Source organism: Candidatus Caldatribacterium saccharofermentans, from assembly GCF_050267035.1.
Classification (GTDB): domain Bacteria; phylum Atribacterota; class Atribacteria; order Atribacterales; family Caldatribacteriaceae; genus Caldatribacterium; species Caldatribacterium saccharofermentans.
Genome location: NZ_CP187957.1, coordinates 1,032,648 through 1,049,568, shown reverse-complemented (window position 1 = coordinate 1,049,568; position 16,921 = coordinate 1,032,648). Strand labels below are relative to the sequence as shown.

Here is a 16,921-nt window from a genome sequence, read left to right as displayed (position 1 = left end):
GAGGAGAGTGGACCCCTGGAGTAAAATCCGGTACAATACCTGCTGAGGTGATACCTGTGGCCGTACTGAAAGAGCGAGTCGACAGACTCGAGGAAGCCCTCATGCGCCTTGTGTACGTTCAGCAGAAGACAGAAATCGAAATCCAGAGCCTTAAAGAGGAGATGAAAGCGTTCAAAGAAGAAATGAGGATGTTCAAGGACGAGATGCTGGCCTTCAAGGATGAGATGAAAGCATTCAAGGATGAGATGTTGGCCTTCAAGGATGAGATGAGGGCGTTCAAAGACGAAATGAGGGTTTTCAAAGATGAGATGCTGGCGTTCAAAGATGAAATGAGGGTCTTTAAAGACGAGATGAAGGCCTTTAAAGACGAGATGCTGGATTTCAAGGAATGGTCGAAGAGGAACATCGAAAACCTCAACCGGCAGTGGGGGAACCTGGCGAACAAGCTCGGTACCCTCGTAGAGGACATTTTTGCTCCCTCCATCGATATGGCCTTAGAGAAGTACTTCGGACGCCGTCCCTCTATTGTGGATGTGAAAAAGCTTGTGCGCAAAGATGGGAAAAGCCTGGAGCTCGACATCCTTGCCCTCTGCCCCGAGGAACGAAGGGCCTTCGTCGTTGAGGTGAAAGCCGATCCTGACAGGACCGATTACATCGACCTTTTCCTGAAGAAGCTCGAGGAAATTCCTGTCTTTCTCCCTGAACTTGCGGCATACACCATGGTGGGTATCTACGCCGCGCTCAATATTCGCGAGGAAACCGTGCGCCTTCTGACCAGAAAGGGACTGTACGCCATGGTGGTCAGGGGAGACATTGTAGAAATCATCAACTTCAATCAGGTAGCAGAAAGGAAGAACTTTGGGAAGTGAATGTTCCACGTGGAACATTCACTTCCCAATGCAGAACTGAGAAAAAAGCGTCCGGAGCACCTCTTCGTCCACTGCTTCTCCGATGAGACGTTTCATCCCCAAGAGCGCCTCGTCCACAAGAACCCCCACCACATCGAGGGATACTTCACCCTCGAGAGCCTTCAGTGCCTCCTCAAGAGACCCAAGAATTCCCGTCAGCTCTTCTTTCTGACGAGCGGTAAGGAGAGCAAGGTCTTCCTCGGGCCCCACGGAATGCTGCACATACTCCACAAGTGCCTGAAGCAGTGCTTCTTTTCCTTCTCCGGTCAGTGCCGAAACTTCAAGAATGGTTTCCCCCGGATAGAGCCTTTCAAGCTCTTCCCGGGAGAGCTTTGGGGGGAGGTCACTTTTGTTGAGGACCACAAGATGGGGTCGACCCCGGATAGAGCGGGCAAGCTCCCAATCCTCAGCTTCCAGGGGCTGGCTCCGGTCGAAAACGGCAATGACGACATCTGCCTGCTTTAGGCACGCCCGTGCCCGCTCCACCCCAATCCTCTCTACAGGGTCATCACTTTCCCGGATCCCTGCAGTGTCCACAAAACGGAAGGGAAACCCTTCAAGGAACACCAGTTCCTCAATAGCATCCCGTGTCGTTCCAGGGAAAGGTGTGACAATGGCCCGGTCCCTCCCCACAAGGAGATTCAGAAGGCTCGATTTCCCAACGTTCGGCTTCCCCCACGATGACCACGAGCGTCCCCTCTTCCAGGGGCCTTAAGCGGCTGCTCTGGACGAGTTCTCTGCGGATTTCCTCAGAAAGCCACCGGAGGTTCTGGCGAACAAACCCCACCACGTCATCAATGGGGACATCGGGGAAGTCGCAGGACGCCACAAGGTACGCTCCCACAAGGACCAGACACTCTTTCCACCTGCGGACCTTTTCGCCAAAGGCTCCGGAAAGATGCCGCAGCGATAACTCGAGAACTTTTTCAGAACGGGCTCGAACCAGGGTGGCCACCGCCTCTGCCTGGAGAAGGTCGATGCGCCCGTTCAGGAAAGCCCGCTCAGTGAATTCTCCAGGGCGAGCCAGGCGAGCCCCTTCCTCAAGGCACAGGTCGAGCACCTTTCGTACCACCAGTGGTCCCCCGTGGAGGTGGAACTCCACAACGTCCTCCCGGGTGTAGCTCTTCGGTGCCCGCATCACCACACAGAGGGCTTCATCAAGGGATTTCCCAGTTTCTGGATCGTAAACCTCACCAAGGTACATCCGGAAACTCCGGAACTCTTCAACTCGCTTCCCGGAGCGGGCACGAAAAAGCCGGGACGCAATGCGTACTGCGTCCCGGCCACTCAAGCGGACAATGCCGATGGCTCCCACCCCAAGGGGGGTGGCAATGGCCACAATGGTATCATCCCTCATGACCTTCTTCAGGAAGAGACGAGCCCCCCTCGTTCCCCCGGGAACGAGCGTGCTTCTTCGCTGGTTTCTGCTTCCCCCCACTCTTTTTCTGGGTCTTGAGGTCAATGACCACTCTCCGGTGGGGCTCTTCACCAACGCTATAGGTAACAACCTGCGGGTGGTCTTTGAGGGCGGTGTGAATGATGCGTCGCTCCCGAGCGTTCATCGGAGCCAGGCGAACTTTCTTCTTCTCCCGCACGACCTTGCGAGCCATCCGCTCGGCAAGTTTTCGGAGGGTCTCTTCTCGACGTTTCCGGTACTCGGAGACATCCACTTCAAGGGGGAGTTCCCCATGACCCCGGCGAGCAAGGAAAGTCCGCACGAGGACTTCGAGGGCCTCGAGGGTTTCCCCCTTTCGCCCGATGAGCACTCCCGCATCCTTCCCATCAAGGGCACAACGCAGGACTCCGTTTTTCTGGGTCACGCTCACCGTGACCTCAAGGCCCATTCTTTCCACAAGCTCTCTCAGGAAACGGTCAAGGGACTCCTGAATCCCCGAAAAATCCCGGGCTGGGGTTTTCTGATCTTCGGGCGATTCAGCCTCCGGAGCAACCTCTTCCTCATCCTTCACCCACACCCGGACCTTCACCATCCGGGGGACGAAAACGCTCAGAAACCCTTTGGTCTCCGAGAGCACCTCGTATCCCAGCTGTTCCGGGGGAACGTCAAAATACCGCGCGGCCCGCTCAAGGACTTCCTCGAGGCTCTTTCCTGAAACCTCAACGCTTCTTTTCACGGCGCTTTCCCCCCTTTCCACCCTGCGAATTCACCACCTGTCCTCCCGGTGAGGACGAAACAGGTAGGACCGAAGAGGACCTTGTTCTCCGCAGCTGTATTTCCAGCATGTACTGCTGGAAGATGTAAAAGAGGTTGGAGACAAACCAGTACAGCAGTACCCCTGAAGGCAACCCCCAACTGATGAACACGAGAAACACCGGCATGACCACCATGAGGAGGAGATTCTGCTGCGCTACCTCACCACCTGAAGGAGGAGTGCTGATTTTCTGTTGCCAGAACGTTGTTGCCCCCATAGCCAGGGGGAGGATGTAGTAAGGGTCAGGTTGGGAGAGACTGGGGAGCCATAGAAACCCCGCCTGGCCGTAATCGTACGTCACAAGCACCCGGTAAAGGACAAAGAGGAAGGGAAGCTGAACGAGAAGAGGCAAACACCCTCCCAGGGGGCTCACTCCCTTTTCCCGGTAGAGCTTCATGATTTCCTGGTTGAGCCTCTGCGGGTCTTTCCCGTACTTTTCCTGGAGCTTCTTGATTTCCGGCTGTAGCTCCTGCATGGCCCTGGCTGAAAGGTTCTGCTTGTGGATAACAGGGTACAGTGCCAGCCGAATCACCACCGTGAGGAGGATAATGGAAATTCCGTAGTTCCCTGTGAGCTGGTAGAAGAATCGGAGAACGAACTCCATGAGTTTGGCCAGACCATCCCAGATCTGTGCGAACACGTTCCATCACCTTTCCCGTCATTTCACTGGATCGTACCCACCGCGAGAATACGGATGGCAGCGGAGCACTCTCCAGAGACTCAAAAGAAGGCCTTTCCAGAGCCCATGCTTTCGCAACGCCTCCCGCGCGTACTCAGAACAGGTGGGCTCGAATCGACAACTGGCAGGAAGAAGAGGGGAGAGGTATTTCTGGTACCACTCAAGCATCCGGTCAAGGCCCTGCACGAGGGCTCGTTCAGGTCTCACCCGTCTTGTTCCACCCTTCCCAGGAGTTCTCCCATCCACCGGACAAGAAGGGGAAACTCCACCAAAGCAATGCCTTCATCTCCTACAAAGACAAAATCAAAGGGCCGGTCCTTCCAGACGGGGTAGTAATAGACACGAAAGGCCTCTCTCAATCTTCTCCGGATACGGTTCCGGCGCACCGCCTTCTTGCTCCGCCCCACAAAACACACCCGAACAGGTCCTGTTTCCCGCCGGTAGAAAAAAAGACGCAAAGGACCACTACCAATCCTTTTTCCTTCCTCAAAGATCCGGGCAAAGTCCTTTTTTCTCGTGAGCGTTTCCATCATACAGTGAGGCGCTTCCGGCCCTTTCTCCGTCTTCGGCGGAGGACTTCCCGCCCTCCTTTGGTCTTCATACGAGCGCGGAATCCGTGTTTTCTCTTGGCACGCAGGCGATGTGGCTGATACGTCCTCTTCATGGATTCTGCTTCCCCTTTCCTGCATGTACTGTGGTATCATTATATTGCAAGGCGAAGCCCCGGTCAATGGAGAAGGAGTTCAAGTAGCGAAAAGCCCCAGATTGCTCTGGGGCTTTTGGGGGAAAGAAGATCGGGGGAGGAACCTGAATCTTTTACCCTCCTGGATGGAGCTTGAGGGTTTCTTCTCTGCGGAGGATTTCTTTCCCCTGGTGAGCTATGACAAGCGTAAGGGTGTACTTCCCGGGCTCCAGGGTATTCTGCGACTCAAGGACGAGCATCCCTTCCTCACCGGGAAGAACGAGATCCGGACTCCTTCTCAAGACCAGAGTGAGGCTTGAGCCCGGTTTCACCGCGATAGCTCCTTCCTCAGGCGTCTCCTCCTGAACCCGTACGAGGGTGATGGTACAGGAGGGCTGGAGGTGGGTGTTCCCCGTATTCCGGAAGCGTACCACGGCACGAGGGCGGAATACGGCCTTCTGGGGAGGTCCTTCAAGGACGAACTCAATCCCCGCAAGGTCTGCTTCAAGAATTCTCGTCCCCTTCACATTTTCAAGTACAAGGAGAGTGGATGCCCCAAAGGCTCTCTGGAGTTCCTCAGGAACAGGTTTTCCGTCGACACTTTCGGGGAGAAAATCAACCCGGACGTATTTGTCGCCTTCGGAGACACTGTCAGGACTCTTCACGGTAATCCGCACAGCCTTCGTTTTATAAGGGGCAATCTCCACCTCCTCCGGGGCAACCTCGACGAAGGAACTGAAGCGGCCGCTTTCGGTTTCCACCGGGTCCACGGCAACACCCCGGGCGACGACAGTATGAGAGGAGTCGTTGTAGAGTGCTACCGTAAAGGAGCGGTTCGCTCCCGGAGAAATCTTCCCCTCGAGGATTTCCTTGCTGACACTGAGAAACACCGGATTCACCGCAGCAATGCCCACGTCCTGGACTTCTCTTTTTCTTTCTGCCACCTCTTTCCCCTCAATGTGGAAAATCGTTTTTGCTTCTGCTCTGTGGACCCCTCCGTAGTCGATGACCGCCAAAGCCGCATAGTCCCCAGGTGGGAGGTTCCCCGTATAAAGGGTGACGAAATCGAGAGAAAACCCGGGGAGGACCCGGCCCCGTCCACTCCCCAGGGGAGACTCAATCACCCTTTTTCCCAGAGCATTGGTCACGATGAGCTTCCCCTTCCCCTCGATGATATCCCTGCCGCGGTTTGCGAGGGTGGCGGAAAACCGCAGTCCCTCTTCGGTCCCTTTCACCTCAAAGGCCTCGATAACCCCGAATTTCCCGCTCCAGCGTTGAGTAACGCCTCGCCGCCGCACCCGAACAAAGAGGACGTTGCCCAAAAGGACGTCGACTTTGGTCTTCAGTACCGCTGCCTGCCCCTGGAGGGCGGTTTTCTCCTCTTCGGCTGTAGCCTGAAAGACGATCATGGCGGTGTACAGACCAGGCTTAGCGCTGGGGGGAACGGTAAGGGTGGCCCGGATTTCCTTCCCTCCAAAGGGAGGTAACACCAGGGTTGCCTCTTCCAGGCGAACCCAGGCAACACAGGAATGCTGAGGATCCAGGGTATCCTCAGGGCCTGCGGGACGGTACGTACCGTCCCGTTCCTCCACAGTCCCGGCCACGAAGGCCCGAAGGTGGATTTCCTGAGCGCTTTCGTTGAAAAGCGTGCAGACGAGCTCTTCTTTGCTTCCGGGAAGAAGCTCAAGGTCAAACGAGAGGGGACTCATGGTGAGCCCCACACCCCAGGAACAGGAAGGCAAAAGGAGAAAGCCAAAAAGCAAAAGGCAAAACCCGAAAAGCAGGACCTCTCTGGTGCCCTTGGGGGCACCAGAGAGGGAGAAACTCAGCTTGACTTCACCCATGTTTTTTGCTCTTTCAGCGTAACGCAGATTGTCGCACCATTGGGGTCCTCATACTCACAGGCAGGAGTGAGGTGAGAAACCTCGATCTTGTTGTAAATCCTGAAGACATAGCCGAAAATCGGTTCTGTGATGGACCTGGTTCCGTTGAAGTTAGACGCCCGAACCCACTGAGGCCATGGGCCACCCCACTGCCAGTGCCAGTACTTGTAATAGGTGGGAATGGTCTTATCTTCGTCCGTCTTCTTCAGATCCTCAAACCCGGAAAACACAAGATCCACATCGCCGTTACTTGTGAGGCACCCAAAGAGCCATTTGGTGTCGTAGCAACCGGGCTTCAGCACATACCATTTGATCTCCGTGGCAGAAAGGCTCAGGGTGACCCACTGGGCGACGGAAGCTTTAACCTGCACCTCTGCGCAGGGATCCAGGTTGCAGGAGAAGAAATAGGGCTTTGTGATGACCGCCCAGGCCCCTTTCGGGTAAATGCACTGAGCCCCGGGGATGTCGACGTTGACAGTATTGGTGGAGTCATCCGGACCCATGCCGAGGATTCGGGCAAGCTCTGCCTGTTCCTCGGGGGTGAGTTCATTCGGGATCTCCTCCTCTGCCCAGGCCACTGCGCCCACAAAAAGTAAACACACCACAACACCCAGAATCACAAACCATTTCACGCGCTTTTCCTCCTTTCAGTAGAATTCTGGTCACTGCTTCCAGGCCTTCTCGTTTGCTCCCTCCCTGCCTCTCACCTCCTTCTGAGGGTATTATCGGGGGAAAAGAAGGGGGAGAAATCGACCGAAGGTCCCGAAAAAGCACCGGATAGTCTCAAAAAAGAAAAACACTCGTAAGACGAAAGTCCCAGGAAATACTACGGTAGGGCCAGGAAAACCCTTAAAGCGCCAAGGGGACGAAGTCGCCGGCGGTCCTCACCAAAGACCCGAACTTCAACCTCGTACTCCCCCGGAGGAAAAGGCCACTTCTCCCACTCCACCGTAATCTCTCGCACTCCTCCAGGAAGGATGAGGAGGTTTTTCTCGTTTTGGGGAAACACGGCGCGGTGGAGGAGTTTCCCCTCCCTGGTTCTCACGAGCACCTCACCCCGCACGCGTACGTGGACATTCCCGGCGTTCTCAAGGGAGAGCCGTAGGCTTCCCTCGTCGTCTCTCTTCACCGTCACAGAAATCCTCTCGGTCTTTCGGATGCGGGGAAGGAGAAAAAGGAGTGCCCCCGTGCGGATGCTCACAGCGACCTCCCCACTTCCCTCCGGGACCGTTTCGAAGACTACCGCCCCGTACCGCCCCTCACGAACGTCCGGGGGAATCTTCAGCCGGAGAAAGACTTTTCTCCTTTCCCCCGGTTCCAGCGTGAACACCCGCGCATCCTGCAGGACGACACAGGGAGAAAGAGAAAGGGGGCTACTTCCCTCGGGAAGCAGGAGAACCTCCCCCTGGGGAGAGAGGGTGAGGTCGGCAAGAAAACACCGAACGGTAACCGCTACCCCAGCAGCGTTGGTGACTTCTATGGCAACACGGCGGTTGACCCCACTGCCCATCTGTACCTCAAGGAAAGGCGGCGAAACCCCGAGGGCGATGCTTCCCAGAGCATACCCTGGCAAAAGCAGAAAAAACGTAACCTCAAGGACGATAAAACACTTCCACAACGATGGTCCCGGCATATTCCCCGGCCCTGTCTTCATGGGTGATCTCAAGCTGCAGGTCACACCTTGCGGTGTATGCTATTCCTCCCGCTGAGGTCTCAAAAAGGAGGAGCTTCTTCCCGTTGAGGAACCGTACGAAGTTCCCGGCTTCCTTCCCCTGTTCGGTGATGGCAATGGCAAGGCGCTCAGGGGGAATTACCGTGGCTTTTTCTTTCCCCTGGAGGGGTCTGGCCTCGGCAAAAACCTGCAGGGGAGTATTCGTCACTACCGAAAGCACAAGGGGGTTCTTTGCCCGATATGTACCCGGACCACGGTCACAGTCAAAGACGACCACCGGTTCACGGCCGGGAAGGGCCTGTCCTTTCTCATCGGCAAGGTTCACCGTAACGTTCACATAGGGATGAATGGTGGCTTCAACCCGGATGGTCGGTCCCTGAAGAACTTCCCAGGTTGTCTCTCCAAAGACCGGGAAAGGAAAAAGGAGAAGAACAGGAACGAGGAGAATCCCAAAACGCCGCACACGATCACCGCCCTTTCCAGGAGTTCTGGAGAAAGAGTAGAAAAATAAGCAGTACCTTCGCATCGGGCAGAAGGCCTATTCACGGGACAAAAAGTCCCAAAAGCCTCCAGGACCCTATTCCTCGAGGAATCCCTCTTTGAGGGCGAAGACGATGAGCTTCACCCGATTTTCGATGTTGAGCTTGGTGAGGATGTTGGTGAGGTGGTTCTTTACAGTTTTTTCGGCGATGCAGAGTTCCTCAGCAATCGCGGCGTTGTTCTTCCCCTCCACGATGGCGCGAAGGATTTCCCGCTCCCTGGGGGTCAGAACCTGAAACAGAAGAGAAGGCCTCCTCCCCTGGCGGACGTAAATTTTTTTGAGTTCACCGATGACCAGGGGTGCGACCTCTGAAGCGATGACGATGTCACCCTGAAGAGCAGCCCAGATACCCTGGAGAATCCTTGGGAAAGGAGCGCTTTTCACGAGATACCCCATGGCACCGGCCGTAATGGCCCGAAGCGCCGTCTCTAAGGTGTCATCCACGGCGAGCATAACCGCCTTAAGCTGTGGTACCTTTCCCTGGAGCCTGCGCACAAGTTCCACCCCATCCATATCCGGAAGGTGAACATCGACAAGGGCAAGATCCGGCCGTTCAAGAGGAATCTTCTGCAGGGCCTCGTAACCATTCCGGTACACCAGGCATCGTTTGACGTTCCCCCGGGCCTCCAGAAGCCCCTTCAGGCCCTCAGCAAAAAGCAGGTGATCATCCACAATAGCCAGAACCGGAAAGCTCGCAAATTCAAGGAGACGGTCACCAGCAGACAGGGAAAACCACCCCAATTCTTGTTCCCCGAAAGGACCGGGAACGAATGCGCACCATACCTCCGAGGGCGGCCACCCGTTCCCGAATCCCCCGAAGACCAAACACATGTTCCTTGAAAAAGGCCTGCTCCGGACAGAACCCCTTCCCGTTATCCCACACCACAAGGTACACGGCATTCTTGAAGCGGCCGATGGTCACCCGAAGCACCGTTGCCCCGGCGTGTTTCCAGACGTTCATGAGGCACTCCTCGAGGATGGCGAAAACCTCCTTCCGTACCGGGAAGGGCAGGTACCCCTCGGGAATTCTCATCCGAAGATCGTAGCGTACCCCCTGGAGGCCAAAGAGGTAGTCAAGCCTCTCAAGGAGTGCTTCCCGGAGGGCAAAGCTTCCGTCATCCTGGCCCCTTCCCCGCAGTTCCCGCAACACCTCCCGTATCCCCTGAGAAGAAGAGGACAGGAAACGCTCTAAGTGAAGCAGCACGGAAGCTTCCTCACCCTGGAGCATCTCCCTGAGGGCTCTGCAGTACATCTCAGCCCCCGCAAGACTCTGGGCGATCCCATCGTGCAGGTTCCGGGCAATACGGAGCCTCTCCTGTTCTACAATGCATGCTCGAGCTTTTTCATAAAACGCAAAGCTCTGGAGCATCCCCGCAGCAACATTGCTCAAGCAGGCAAGGAACGTCTCGAGGAGTCTCGAAAAAGGGGCATCCACGAGGGCCACAAAGGCCCCCATGAAACACCCCCGCCAGTACAGCGGGGAAACCAGGAGTTTCGAGGGGGTTTGCCCTGAGAGGGGGAGAAGCCTCAGGACGCTCCGGGCACTGCAAATCACGGGATGCCTTTTCCGGAAAAGGGGGAGGAAGATTTGACCGAGCTTCTCCCGGGTCTCGGGAGAAAGGACTCTCGCAAGTTCCCGGGGCATCACGACGGTGTACTCCCCCGTGGGGAGGAGAGCAAAGAGCGCCGCGTACTGTGCTCGCACCATCACCTGAAAGGCCTGCAGAACAGTGTGGGCCAATCCCTGAAACCCTGTGGTCCAGTCACAACCACTGAGCACTCGTGAAGCCTTCTGCACCATCCACACAAGATGTTCTTCCTCAAGGGTCTCCCTCAGCTCCCTTAAGAACTCCGAATGTCTTTGCACGAGGTCCTCAAGGAAGGGCAGGATGTCCGAAGAAAAACATCCTTCGCGCCTGTTGAGGGAGAGGACACCCAGAGCCGTCTCACCGTTCCCTCCCCAGAGAGGAACGCACACCGAGGAGGTATCCCTGCATCTCCTGTACGGCAGAGACAGGGGAGGGTCGTGCAAGGCATCGATGATGACCCCCTGCCCCTTTTGGAGTACGTGCGCCGCCACTCCCCAGGAAGGAAGATACGGAGAACGTCGCAGGCGCTGGGGGTAAAGACCGAAGGCAGCAACAACCCGAAGTTTCCTCTGAAAAGAGTCAAAGACGGCAAGGGTACCCGAAGAAGCACAGAATTTCCGAAGGATTTCCCGAAGTAAAAAAAGCGCCGTTCGACTCCATGGGAAATCGGCACACCAGGCCTCTTCCTCCAAGAGGCATGCCACTCTTCCCCCCTCCTTCCCCCTTTAGAGTGAAGTTGTGTTTTTGTTCACTTTTTAGAGTCTAAAAACACCCCACTCCTTAGTATACTATACTGCAAATTTCCTCCCCGAAAGGGACTTTCGACCTATGAAAAAGATAAAAGGTTAGGACCTTTGGTCAGACAAAAGGGGACCACAAGAGGATGCCGGAGCGCGGCCCCTCTGGTTAGCTATGGAAGGAAGGGGGGTATGCATCGTCATCCGGGTTTTTCTCCTTGACAACAACCGCCTCTTCCTCGAGGGGCTTGTGTTCCTTTTAGAGAAACGGGAAGACATCAAAGTCGTGGGTGTGGCCACAAAGGCGCGAAACGTCCTGCGTTCTATCGAGAGGACCTCCCCGGATGTGGTCATCATGGATTTCGTCCTCCCTGACGCAAACGGCGCACACCTTGTTCAGGAAATTCGCAGGCGATGGAAACACATCCGGGTTGTCATCCTCTCTCTCTACGACAACCAGGACTTCCAGGAAGAGGCGAAAAAAAGTGGAGCCTTCGCCTACCTCGTCAAGGGAGGCCCCATCGAGGAACTCCTCTCCACGCTCTACGCCGCCTATGAAAACGGAAGGAGGGACAGACTTTGATTGCGGGATGGAGGATGGCAAAAGCCCTGGCCATCCTGGTGATCCTGGGCGTTTTCTTCGGGGATACCCGGGGAACCCGGATGGGGGCTCAGGAAATCTCTGCCTTTGTTCCTTCCCCCCAGAAACTCGTATTCTTTGAAGTGAAACCGGGAGAAGAAAAGACCGCAGAGTTCTCCCTTGCCCTCCAAACCGGCGACACATCCTGGGCGCTTTTCGTCGCCCTCAAGAGTCAGGAAACCATCCCCCAGGGGGTGCTCCTCCTCAGGGCACCAGGAGAGAAGAACACCCTTCTCCTCTCTCGGACGCCTATCCTCATCCTCCAGGGAACCCATCCAGCGCCCCATGGGGTCACCGTGGGTGGCTTCACGCTTACCTTTGCACCCTCCTGGGCAATGGAGGCCGGGGATTACACGGCGAATCTTGTCTTTTTCTACCAGAGAGAAGGAGGACAACCCGTACCTTTGCCACAATCCCTTACCCTTGTCCTTGCCGTTCCACCGGCCTTCCAGGTTGAAGTGCAGGAAGCCCAAAGGGGCATCACCTTCGAGGTCTCCGGCCCCCCTGGACTCTATCCTCTCACCCCGGCCCTGTCACTGTCTGTCCGGGCCAACGTCACTCCATGGACGCTTCTTCTTTCCACCCGGGGTCTTGTGGGAGAACGGGGAGGACACATTCCTCCCGAGCGGGTGTTCGTCAAACTCGGGAAATCCCTAGTCTCTCTCCAGAATCCGGTGGCCGTCCATACTGCCCAGGCGGGGGAAACGGTGACTCTTACGAACCTCCTGCTCTTTGTGGAGACCAGGGTGGAGGATCTCCCTGGCCGGTACAGGGGAGAAATCGTTATGGCCTGTTCCTTCAGGCCGAAAGGAGGGGTTCGATGAAGTCGCCTTTTCTGCGGATGTCTTTCACGCTGTGCTGTCTGCTCCTTGCGTGCGTCACCTTTGTCCACGGCGAAGAAGCGGAGGAACCGCTTATCACCAATGTCTTCGTGGACACCGATATTCGGGAAGCCCTGCAGGATGTGGCGAGCCAGGCAGGGATCCCCATCCTCGCCGACGAGACCGTCTCAGGATACGTGACTCTGGAGCTTTCCGAGGTCCCCCTAAGCAGAGCCCTAGAAATGATGCTCATGCCCTTTGGTTTTGTGGCTGTCAAAATGGATGGGTACTACCTCGTAAGTTCCGGGTCCCCTGAGAGCCCTGCATTCCGGAATATTGCCAGAAGTGAACGCATCAACCTCAGAGACCTCAATGCCGAGGAAGCCCTGGCATTGCTTCCGGACTTCTACGCCCAGTACGCCAAAGCCGTTCCCGGAAAGCGTTTCATCACCGTGACCGCTCCTCAACCCATCATCGACGAAATTCGGCGGATTCTTGCGCTTGCAGATGTCCCAAGACAGCAGGTTGTCATCGATGCCGTGGTGACAGAGGTTTCGGGAGAAGCGGCCAAGAACCTGGGGATTGAGTGGGGCGGTGCAACCACGGGACCCTACGGACTCCAGTTTGGGGAACTTGCGAGCATCGGGGGGCTCTTCCAGCGCCTCGAGCGGGTGGTCGCCACCATCCATCTTCTTGAAAAGGAAGGAAAGGCCCGCATCCGTTCCAATCCCCGCCTGGTGGTCCTTGACGGGGAAGAAGGAGAAATCCGGGTCACCCGGGAGGAGTACTATGCCATCGTCACCGGAACCCCTGCTTTCCCCACAACGAGCCTTGAAACCATAAGCGCTGGGGTCATCCTGAAGGTCCGGCCCTATGTGGTGGATGGAGAGGAAATCGTTCTCACGCTGAGCCCTGAGGTGAGCAACGTCGTGGGCGCAGGGCTCCAGGACCTTCCGGTGGTGAGCCGTCGCATTGTGTCGACAACGGTCCGGGTGAAAACGGGAGAGACCCTGGTTCTTGGGGGGTTGCGCCAGCTCATCGAGGTCACCACCGAAGGAAAGGTCCCTCTTCTTGGAGACATCCCCATTATCGGGGCCCTTTTCCGCCATAAAAAGACAACGAGCGAGGACAAAGATGTGGTCATCCTCATCACCCCGAGCATCCTATGAGAAATGCCTTTTGCTTTTTGCGCTTTCTGTCCTCAGCGTGCTCTGCATTGCCTCAAAAAGCGAGGCAAAGACCGTCACGCTGTTTTGCCCCGACATTCCTCGAAAAGAGGCCATCCTCACCGTGGCCTTCCAGGCAGGGGTGGAAGTGGTCTTCTTTGAGGACATCCCTGGAAAGGTGAACGTGCGGCGGGAATCCATAGCCTTTGAGGACGCGCTGGACCTCATCCTCCAGGGAACCGGAATCGTGTGGCACGAGAAGAACGGGGTGTACTACATTGGCACACCAGAGGAGGGAACGCCCGAGTACCTCAAAATAAGCGACATCGAAACCTGTACCACCCGCTTCAGGACCTCCCGGGAAATCCTTGCGCTCCATCCGGAATTCGCAGGAAATCTCCTCCCCACCTCACCGTTTCGCTTTCTCGTCGTCGGTCCAAAGAGAGTGCGGGAGGCGATACAAAACGCCGTTGCCGCTCTTGACCGTCCCCGGGAACACATCCTTCTCAGGGTTGTCGTTTTTGAGGGTGAGGAAAAACTCCTCGAGGATTCGGGATTTTCCTTTCCCGACACTCAGAAGCTTTTCACCTTCCCCAGCTCCAAGCATAGAGAAAGGCTCCAGGGGCAGCTGACCCTCAGGGGGAAAGGAGAAGAGGCAATCCGGCGCCTGGAGCAGGAACTCCTCGTCCTTGAAGGAGAGTGGGGAGAAAGCCGGGTAGGGGAGAGAGTGTACTACAGGGTGGAGGAGGGGGGCCTGGGGGCTTTAGAGGTCGTGGAACTCGGCACGGGTCTCCGGGCGCAACCTTTGTATCGCGAGGATGGGCGCATCGCGACGAACCTGGAAGTCGAGGTGACGGACACCGCGAGAGAAGACTCTCTCATCGTGGTGCGAAGGACTTTCAAAACCTCGGCAATCCTTGAGGAAGGCGTGGTCACCCCTCTGGTCCTTGAGGCATACGAGGAAACCCAAAGTAAAGCCTGGAAGCTCTTTGAGAGCCGGTCTGCGAAAGGGCGTCCGGAGAGGGAAACAAGAAGCGAGAAGCTCATGCTCCTTGTGGAGGCGAAAAGGCAAAACCCCGGGGACGTTTCCTCCCTTGCCCGTCTTGAAGGACCACCCCTGAAATTCCAGGTCACCTCGCCAGAAAGAGACCTTTGGGATACCCAGGTCTTTTTGGAGTACCGATCTCCCGGACCTTTCCTGAGTGTGGGGTTTGAAACCAGGTGGGAGGAGACGGTGGAAATTCGTGGGAACCTTCTGGCTGGCCTTTCAGGAAAGCCACTCTGGGGAAGCCTTGAGCTTGCGTACCGTGTCGCGGGAGAATGCCTTGGCATTCGCTGGGAAGGAACCCCGGAAAAGCAGGGGTGGTCGGTGTTTTTCGAGAGCCGGAAGCAGGACTGGAACGACACCACGTACTTTTTCCGCCTCGGGACAGGATGGGTGGGAGAGGACGCGGTGGGTTTCGTGACCCTGGGTGGAGCGCACAGACGAGGGGATTTTTCCTTCGAGGGAAGACTCACCTACCAGATGGCCTCCGTCACGAACCTCCGGCTTGACCTTGAGGGCAGGTGGCGGGTGAGCAAAAACACTTCGCTGATTGCCGGCTACAGCGGTCTTCTGACCGGAGAGAAGACACCCCTTGACGACCTGCGTTTTGAGGGAGTTTTTGTAGGGTTGCGGATAACTTTCTGAGGAGGGGAAAGCATGCGAGGGTACCTGATACTGTTTTGCTGCCTCCTGGTGGTGCTGGTTCTTTCGGGGTGTAACTGGTTCGGTAAGGGGCTTTTGAACGTCATCAACCCCGAGGCCGAGGTACGGATGTACTACGTCTTCAACACACCCCCAGACATCGGAGGACCGGAAAAGTTTGAGCTCCTCCAGGGACTGACCTTCGACCTTGTCGTGTACCCCCTCAATGGAGTGGGGTTCACCATTGAGCGCCTGACCTACACCTACACCACGGAAAAGGGCGAGGTCGCCGAGCTCGCCAAGGACCTGGTGCTCTCCTACTACGTTCCCCCCAACGTCTCTCCTGAGCCCACCATTCCTCAACCTGGGGAGGCCAGCCCCTATGTCCTCTCGAACCTCCCGCTCTTTTTCCAGGACACCATCGATTACCTCTGGAAGAACTATGGAATGAAGAACCTCTTTCTTACCCTCAAAGCCTTCCTACGGGATGATGCCGGTCACACCATGACGAAGACCATCGTGGCGAATTTCCCGGTGCTCCAGCTTGGGGAGGACTTCTGGCCCCCCACCGAGGTTACGATTGAGCCGAATAACCCAAGCGTCTCTCCTGGAACCACACTCACCTTCCTTGCCCGGGCAAAGGACGAGTCCACGATCGTCTCCTATCAGTGGTTCGTGAACGGCCGACCCCAGGGATGCGCAGGGGGCACCCCCACCTTCACCTACACCTTTACGGAGGCGGGAACCTACACCGTTATGGTAAAGGTGTGTGACAGGGCGGGGAATTGTTCCTTTGGTCTTACCACCGTTACGGTCACCGCAGCATAGGGAGTTCTGGTAGAATAGGAGTATGCCGGAACTCCCTGAGGTTGAGGTCTTACGGAGAGAGCTTGAGCCGTTCCTTCGGGGAAAGCGCATCGTTCGGGTGGAGATTCGGGATCCTCGCTTCGGCTTCCCGAAAGAAGCAGCGGAAGGAAAGACCATCATTGGGGTCAGGCGCCTGGGGAAGTACCTCCTTTTTGGCCTTGCCGAAGGAGGATGCCTGGCGCTACACCTTGGGATGACCGGGAAGCTGCTTCTCGCAAAAGAGAACACTCCGCAAAAGCACGAGCGAATGGATATCCTTTTGTCCTCCGGAGAGCACCTCCTCTTCTGTGACACCCGGCGGCTTGGGAAGATTGCCTTTCTCCGGGAGGAAAAGGAACTCTCCGAAAAACTCGGCCTTGACCCCCTGTCCCCAGCGTATACCCTGGAGAACGTCCGGGCCCTCCTTGAGGGAGGGAGGCGTCTTAAGGACTTTCTCTTAGACCAAAGAGGCATCTGCGGCATCGGCAACATCTACGCAAGCGAAATTCTCTTCCGGGCCCGGCTGCATCCTGAACGCCCCCTTTCATCGCTTTCTGAAGCAGAAAAAGCCAGACTCTTCGTCGCCGTCCGGGAGGTTCTTGAGGAGGCGATCGAAGAGCGGGGAACCACCATCCGGGACTTCCGGCGTACCCTGGGGGAAGAGGGGAATTTCCAGCATCTCCTTGCAGTCTATGGAAAGAGCCACTGTCCCAGCTGCGGGACCCCAATCGTGCGGAAGGTCATTGCCTCCCGGAGTACGTACTTCTGCCCCCGCTGCCAGCCTCTGGAAGGCGAGGGAAACCCCCTGGTGCAGGAATGACGTTTTTCCTGTAAACTATACCTCCAGAGAAACAGAGCGA

20 protein-coding genes are annotated in these 16,921 nt (G+C 56.5%); 7 read left to right on the top strand and 13 right to left on the bottom strand.

Annotation, left to right across the window (positions count from 1 at the left end):
• Positions 1 to 56: 56 nt before the first annotated feature.
• Positions 57 to 869: a hypothetical protein gene (locus tag ACPT9Q_RS05355; protein WP_427366619.1), complete on the top strand. Its 813-nt coding sequence runs from the start codon at positions 57 to 59 to the stop codon at positions 867 to 869.
• 18 nt (positions 870 to 887) lie between these two features.
• Here ACPT9Q_RS05355 and ACPT9Q_RS05350 read toward each other — a convergent pair whose 3' ends face one another.
• The 13 genes from ACPT9Q_RS05350 to ACPT9Q_RS05290 form a co-directional block, all read right to left on the bottom strand.
• Complete coding sequence (locus tag ACPT9Q_RS05350) at positions 888 to 1,541, bottom strand: GTP-binding protein (RefSeq protein ID WP_427366618.1); 654 nt, start codon at positions 1,539 to 1,541, stop codon at positions 888 to 890.
• Positions 1,483 to 2,265, bottom strand: a complete 783-nt coding sequence (locus ACPT9Q_RS05345; RefSeq protein WP_427366617.1) for a hypothetical protein — start codon at positions 2,263 to 2,265, stop codon at positions 1,483 to 1,485. The genes ACPT9Q_RS05350 and ACPT9Q_RS05345 overlap by 59 nt, the downstream gene beginning before the upstream one ends.
• The gene (jag, locus tag ACPT9Q_RS05340) at positions 2,255 to 3,040 is read right to left on the bottom strand and encodes an RNA-binding cell elongation regulator Jag/EloR (protein WP_427366616.1); all 786 of its coding nucleotides are present in this window, start codon (positions 3,038 to 3,040) and stop codon (positions 2,255 to 2,257) included. Before jag ends, ACPT9Q_RS05345 begins: the two co-directional genes overlap by 11 nt.
• The gene (locus ACPT9Q_RS05335) at positions 3,024 to 3,758 is read right to left on the bottom strand and encodes a membrane protein insertase YidC (RefSeq protein ID WP_017873944.1); all 735 of its coding nucleotides are present in this window, start codon (positions 3,756 to 3,758) and stop codon (positions 3,024 to 3,026) included. Before ACPT9Q_RS05335 ends, jag begins: the two co-directional genes overlap by 17 nt.
• Positions 3,759 to 3,776: 18 nt before the next feature.
• Positions 3,777 to 4,004, bottom strand: a complete 228-nt coding sequence (gene yidD, locus ACPT9Q_RS05330) for a membrane protein insertion efficiency factor YidD (protein WP_017873336.1) — start codon at positions 4,002 to 4,004, stop codon at positions 3,777 to 3,779.
• The gene (gene rnpA / locus ACPT9Q_RS05325; RefSeq protein ID WP_017873337.1) at positions 4,001 to 4,330 is read right to left on the bottom strand and encodes a ribonuclease P protein component; all 330 of its coding nucleotides are present in this window, start codon (positions 4,328 to 4,330) and stop codon (positions 4,001 to 4,003) included. Before rnpA ends, yidD begins: the two co-directional genes overlap by 4 nt.
• Positions 4,327 to 4,461: a 50S ribosomal protein L34 gene (gene rpmH / locus ACPT9Q_RS05320; protein ID WP_427366615.1), complete on the bottom strand. Its 135-nt coding sequence runs from the start codon at positions 4,459 to 4,461 to the stop codon at positions 4,327 to 4,329. The genes rnpA and rpmH overlap by 4 nt, the downstream gene beginning before the upstream one ends.
• A gap of 152 nt (positions 4,462 to 4,613) precedes the next feature.
• Positions 4,614 to 6,323 carry a hypothetical protein gene (locus tag ACPT9Q_RS05315; protein WP_427366614.1) on the bottom strand — a complete coding sequence of 570 codons (1,710 nt, stop codon included), beginning with the start codon at positions 6,321 to 6,323 and terminating at the stop codon, positions 4,614 to 4,616.
• Positions 6,305 to 6,994 (bottom strand): hypothetical protein, encoded by a 690-nt coding sequence (locus ACPT9Q_RS05310; RefSeq protein ID WP_427366613.1) that lies wholly within the window; start codon positions 6,992 to 6,994, stop codon positions 6,305 to 6,307. Before ACPT9Q_RS05310 ends, ACPT9Q_RS05315 begins: the two co-directional genes overlap by 19 nt.
• 194 nt (positions 6,995 to 7,188) lie before the next feature.
• Complete coding sequence (locus ACPT9Q_RS05305) at positions 7,189 to 7,980, bottom strand: hypothetical protein (protein ID WP_427366612.1); 792 nt, start codon at positions 7,978 to 7,980, stop codon at positions 7,189 to 7,191.
• Positions 7,955 to 8,497 carry a hypothetical protein gene (locus ACPT9Q_RS05300; RefSeq protein ID WP_427366611.1) on the bottom strand — a complete coding sequence of 181 codons (543 nt, stop codon included), beginning with the start codon at positions 8,495 to 8,497 and terminating at the stop codon, positions 7,955 to 7,957. The genes ACPT9Q_RS05305 and ACPT9Q_RS05300 overlap by 26 nt, the downstream gene beginning before the upstream one ends.
• 114 nt (positions 8,498 to 8,611) lie before the next feature.
• Positions 8,612 to 9,316, bottom strand: coding sequence for a response regulator (locus ACPT9Q_RS05295; protein WP_427366610.1), 705 nt, complete (start codon positions 9,314 to 9,316; stop codon positions 8,612 to 8,614).
• Positions 9,288 to 10,868 carry a GAF domain-containing protein gene (locus ACPT9Q_RS05290; protein WP_427366609.1) on the bottom strand — a complete coding sequence of 527 codons (1,581 nt, stop codon included), beginning with the start codon at positions 10,866 to 10,868 and terminating at the stop codon, positions 9,288 to 9,290. Before ACPT9Q_RS05290 ends, ACPT9Q_RS05295 begins: the two co-directional genes overlap by 29 nt.
• Before the next feature lie 208 nt (positions 10,869 to 11,076).
• Here ACPT9Q_RS05290 and ACPT9Q_RS05285 point away from each other — a divergent pair, with 208 nt between their 5' ends.
• From ACPT9Q_RS05285 to mutM, 6 genes are read left to right on the top strand one after another with little or no spacing between them, the layout of a single operon-like run.
• Entirely contained in the window at positions 11,077 to 11,484 is a 408-nt protein-coding gene (locus ACPT9Q_RS05285) for a response regulator (protein WP_427366607.1), read from the top strand.
• Complete coding sequence (locus ACPT9Q_RS05280) at positions 11,481 to 12,365, top strand: hypothetical protein (protein ID WP_017873345.1); 885 nt, start codon at positions 11,481 to 11,483, stop codon at positions 12,363 to 12,365. Before ACPT9Q_RS05285 ends, ACPT9Q_RS05280 begins: the two co-directional genes overlap by 4 nt.
• Positions 12,362 to 13,531 carry a hypothetical protein gene (locus tag ACPT9Q_RS05275; protein WP_017873346.1) on the top strand — a complete coding sequence of 390 codons (1,170 nt, stop codon included), beginning with the start codon at positions 12,362 to 12,364 and terminating at the stop codon, positions 13,529 to 13,531. Before ACPT9Q_RS05280 ends, ACPT9Q_RS05275 begins: the two co-directional genes overlap by 4 nt.
• 10 nt (positions 13,532 to 13,541) lie before the next feature.
• Positions 13,542 to 15,218 (top strand): hypothetical protein, encoded by a 1,677-nt coding sequence (locus ACPT9Q_RS05270; RefSeq protein ID WP_427366606.1) that lies wholly within the window; start codon positions 13,542 to 13,544, stop codon positions 15,216 to 15,218.
• 12 nt (positions 15,219 to 15,230) lie between these two features.
• On the top strand, positions 15,231 to 16,043 hold the full coding sequence (locus tag ACPT9Q_RS05265; protein ID WP_427366605.1) for a PKD domain-containing protein: 813 nt from the start codon (positions 15,231 to 15,233) through the stop codon (positions 16,041 to 16,043).
• Between the two features lie 22 nt (positions 16,044 to 16,065).
• Positions 16,066 to 16,881 carry a bifunctional DNA-formamidopyrimidine glycosylase/DNA-(apurinic or apyrimidinic site) lyase gene (gene mutM, locus ACPT9Q_RS05260; protein WP_427366604.1) on the top strand — a complete coding sequence of 272 codons (816 nt, stop codon included), beginning with the start codon at positions 16,066 to 16,068 and terminating at the stop codon, positions 16,879 to 16,881.
• Positions 16,882 to 16,921 lie beyond the last annotated feature (40 nt).

Excerpts from the sequence above, each read along its gene's own strand:
- ACPT9Q_RS05345 (WP_427366617.1), bottom strand. The coding sequence starts at position 2,265 with ATGAGGGATGATACCATTGTGGCCATTGCCACCCCCCTTGGGGTGGGA.
- rnpA (WP_017873337.1), bottom strand. The coding sequence starts at position 4,330 with ATGATGGAAACGCTCACGAGAAAAAAGGACTTTGCCCGGATCTTTGAG.
- rpmH (WP_427366615.1), bottom strand. The coding sequence starts at position 4,461 with ATGAAGAGGACGTATCAGCCACATCGCCTGCGTGCCAAGAGAAAACAC.
- ACPT9Q_RS05315 (WP_427366614.1), bottom strand. The coding sequence starts at position 6,323 with ATGGGTGAAGTCAAGCTGAGTTTCTCCCTCTCTGGTGCCCCCAAGGGC.
- ACPT9Q_RS05285 (WP_427366607.1), top strand. The coding sequence starts at position 11,077 with ATGGAAGGAAGGGGGGTATGCATCGTCATCCGGGTTTTTCTCCTTGAC.
- ACPT9Q_RS05275 (WP_017873346.1), top strand. The coding sequence starts at position 12,362 with ATGAAGTCGCCTTTTCTGCGGATGTCTTTCACGCTGTGCTGTCTGCTC.
- ACPT9Q_RS05265 (WP_427366605.1), top strand. The coding sequence starts at position 15,231 with ATGCGAGGGTACCTGATACTGTTTTGCTGCCTCCTGGTGGTGCTGGTT.
- mutM (WP_427366604.1), top strand. The coding sequence starts at position 16,066 with ATGCCGGAACTCCCTGAGGTTGAGGTCTTACGGAGAGAGCTTGAGCCG.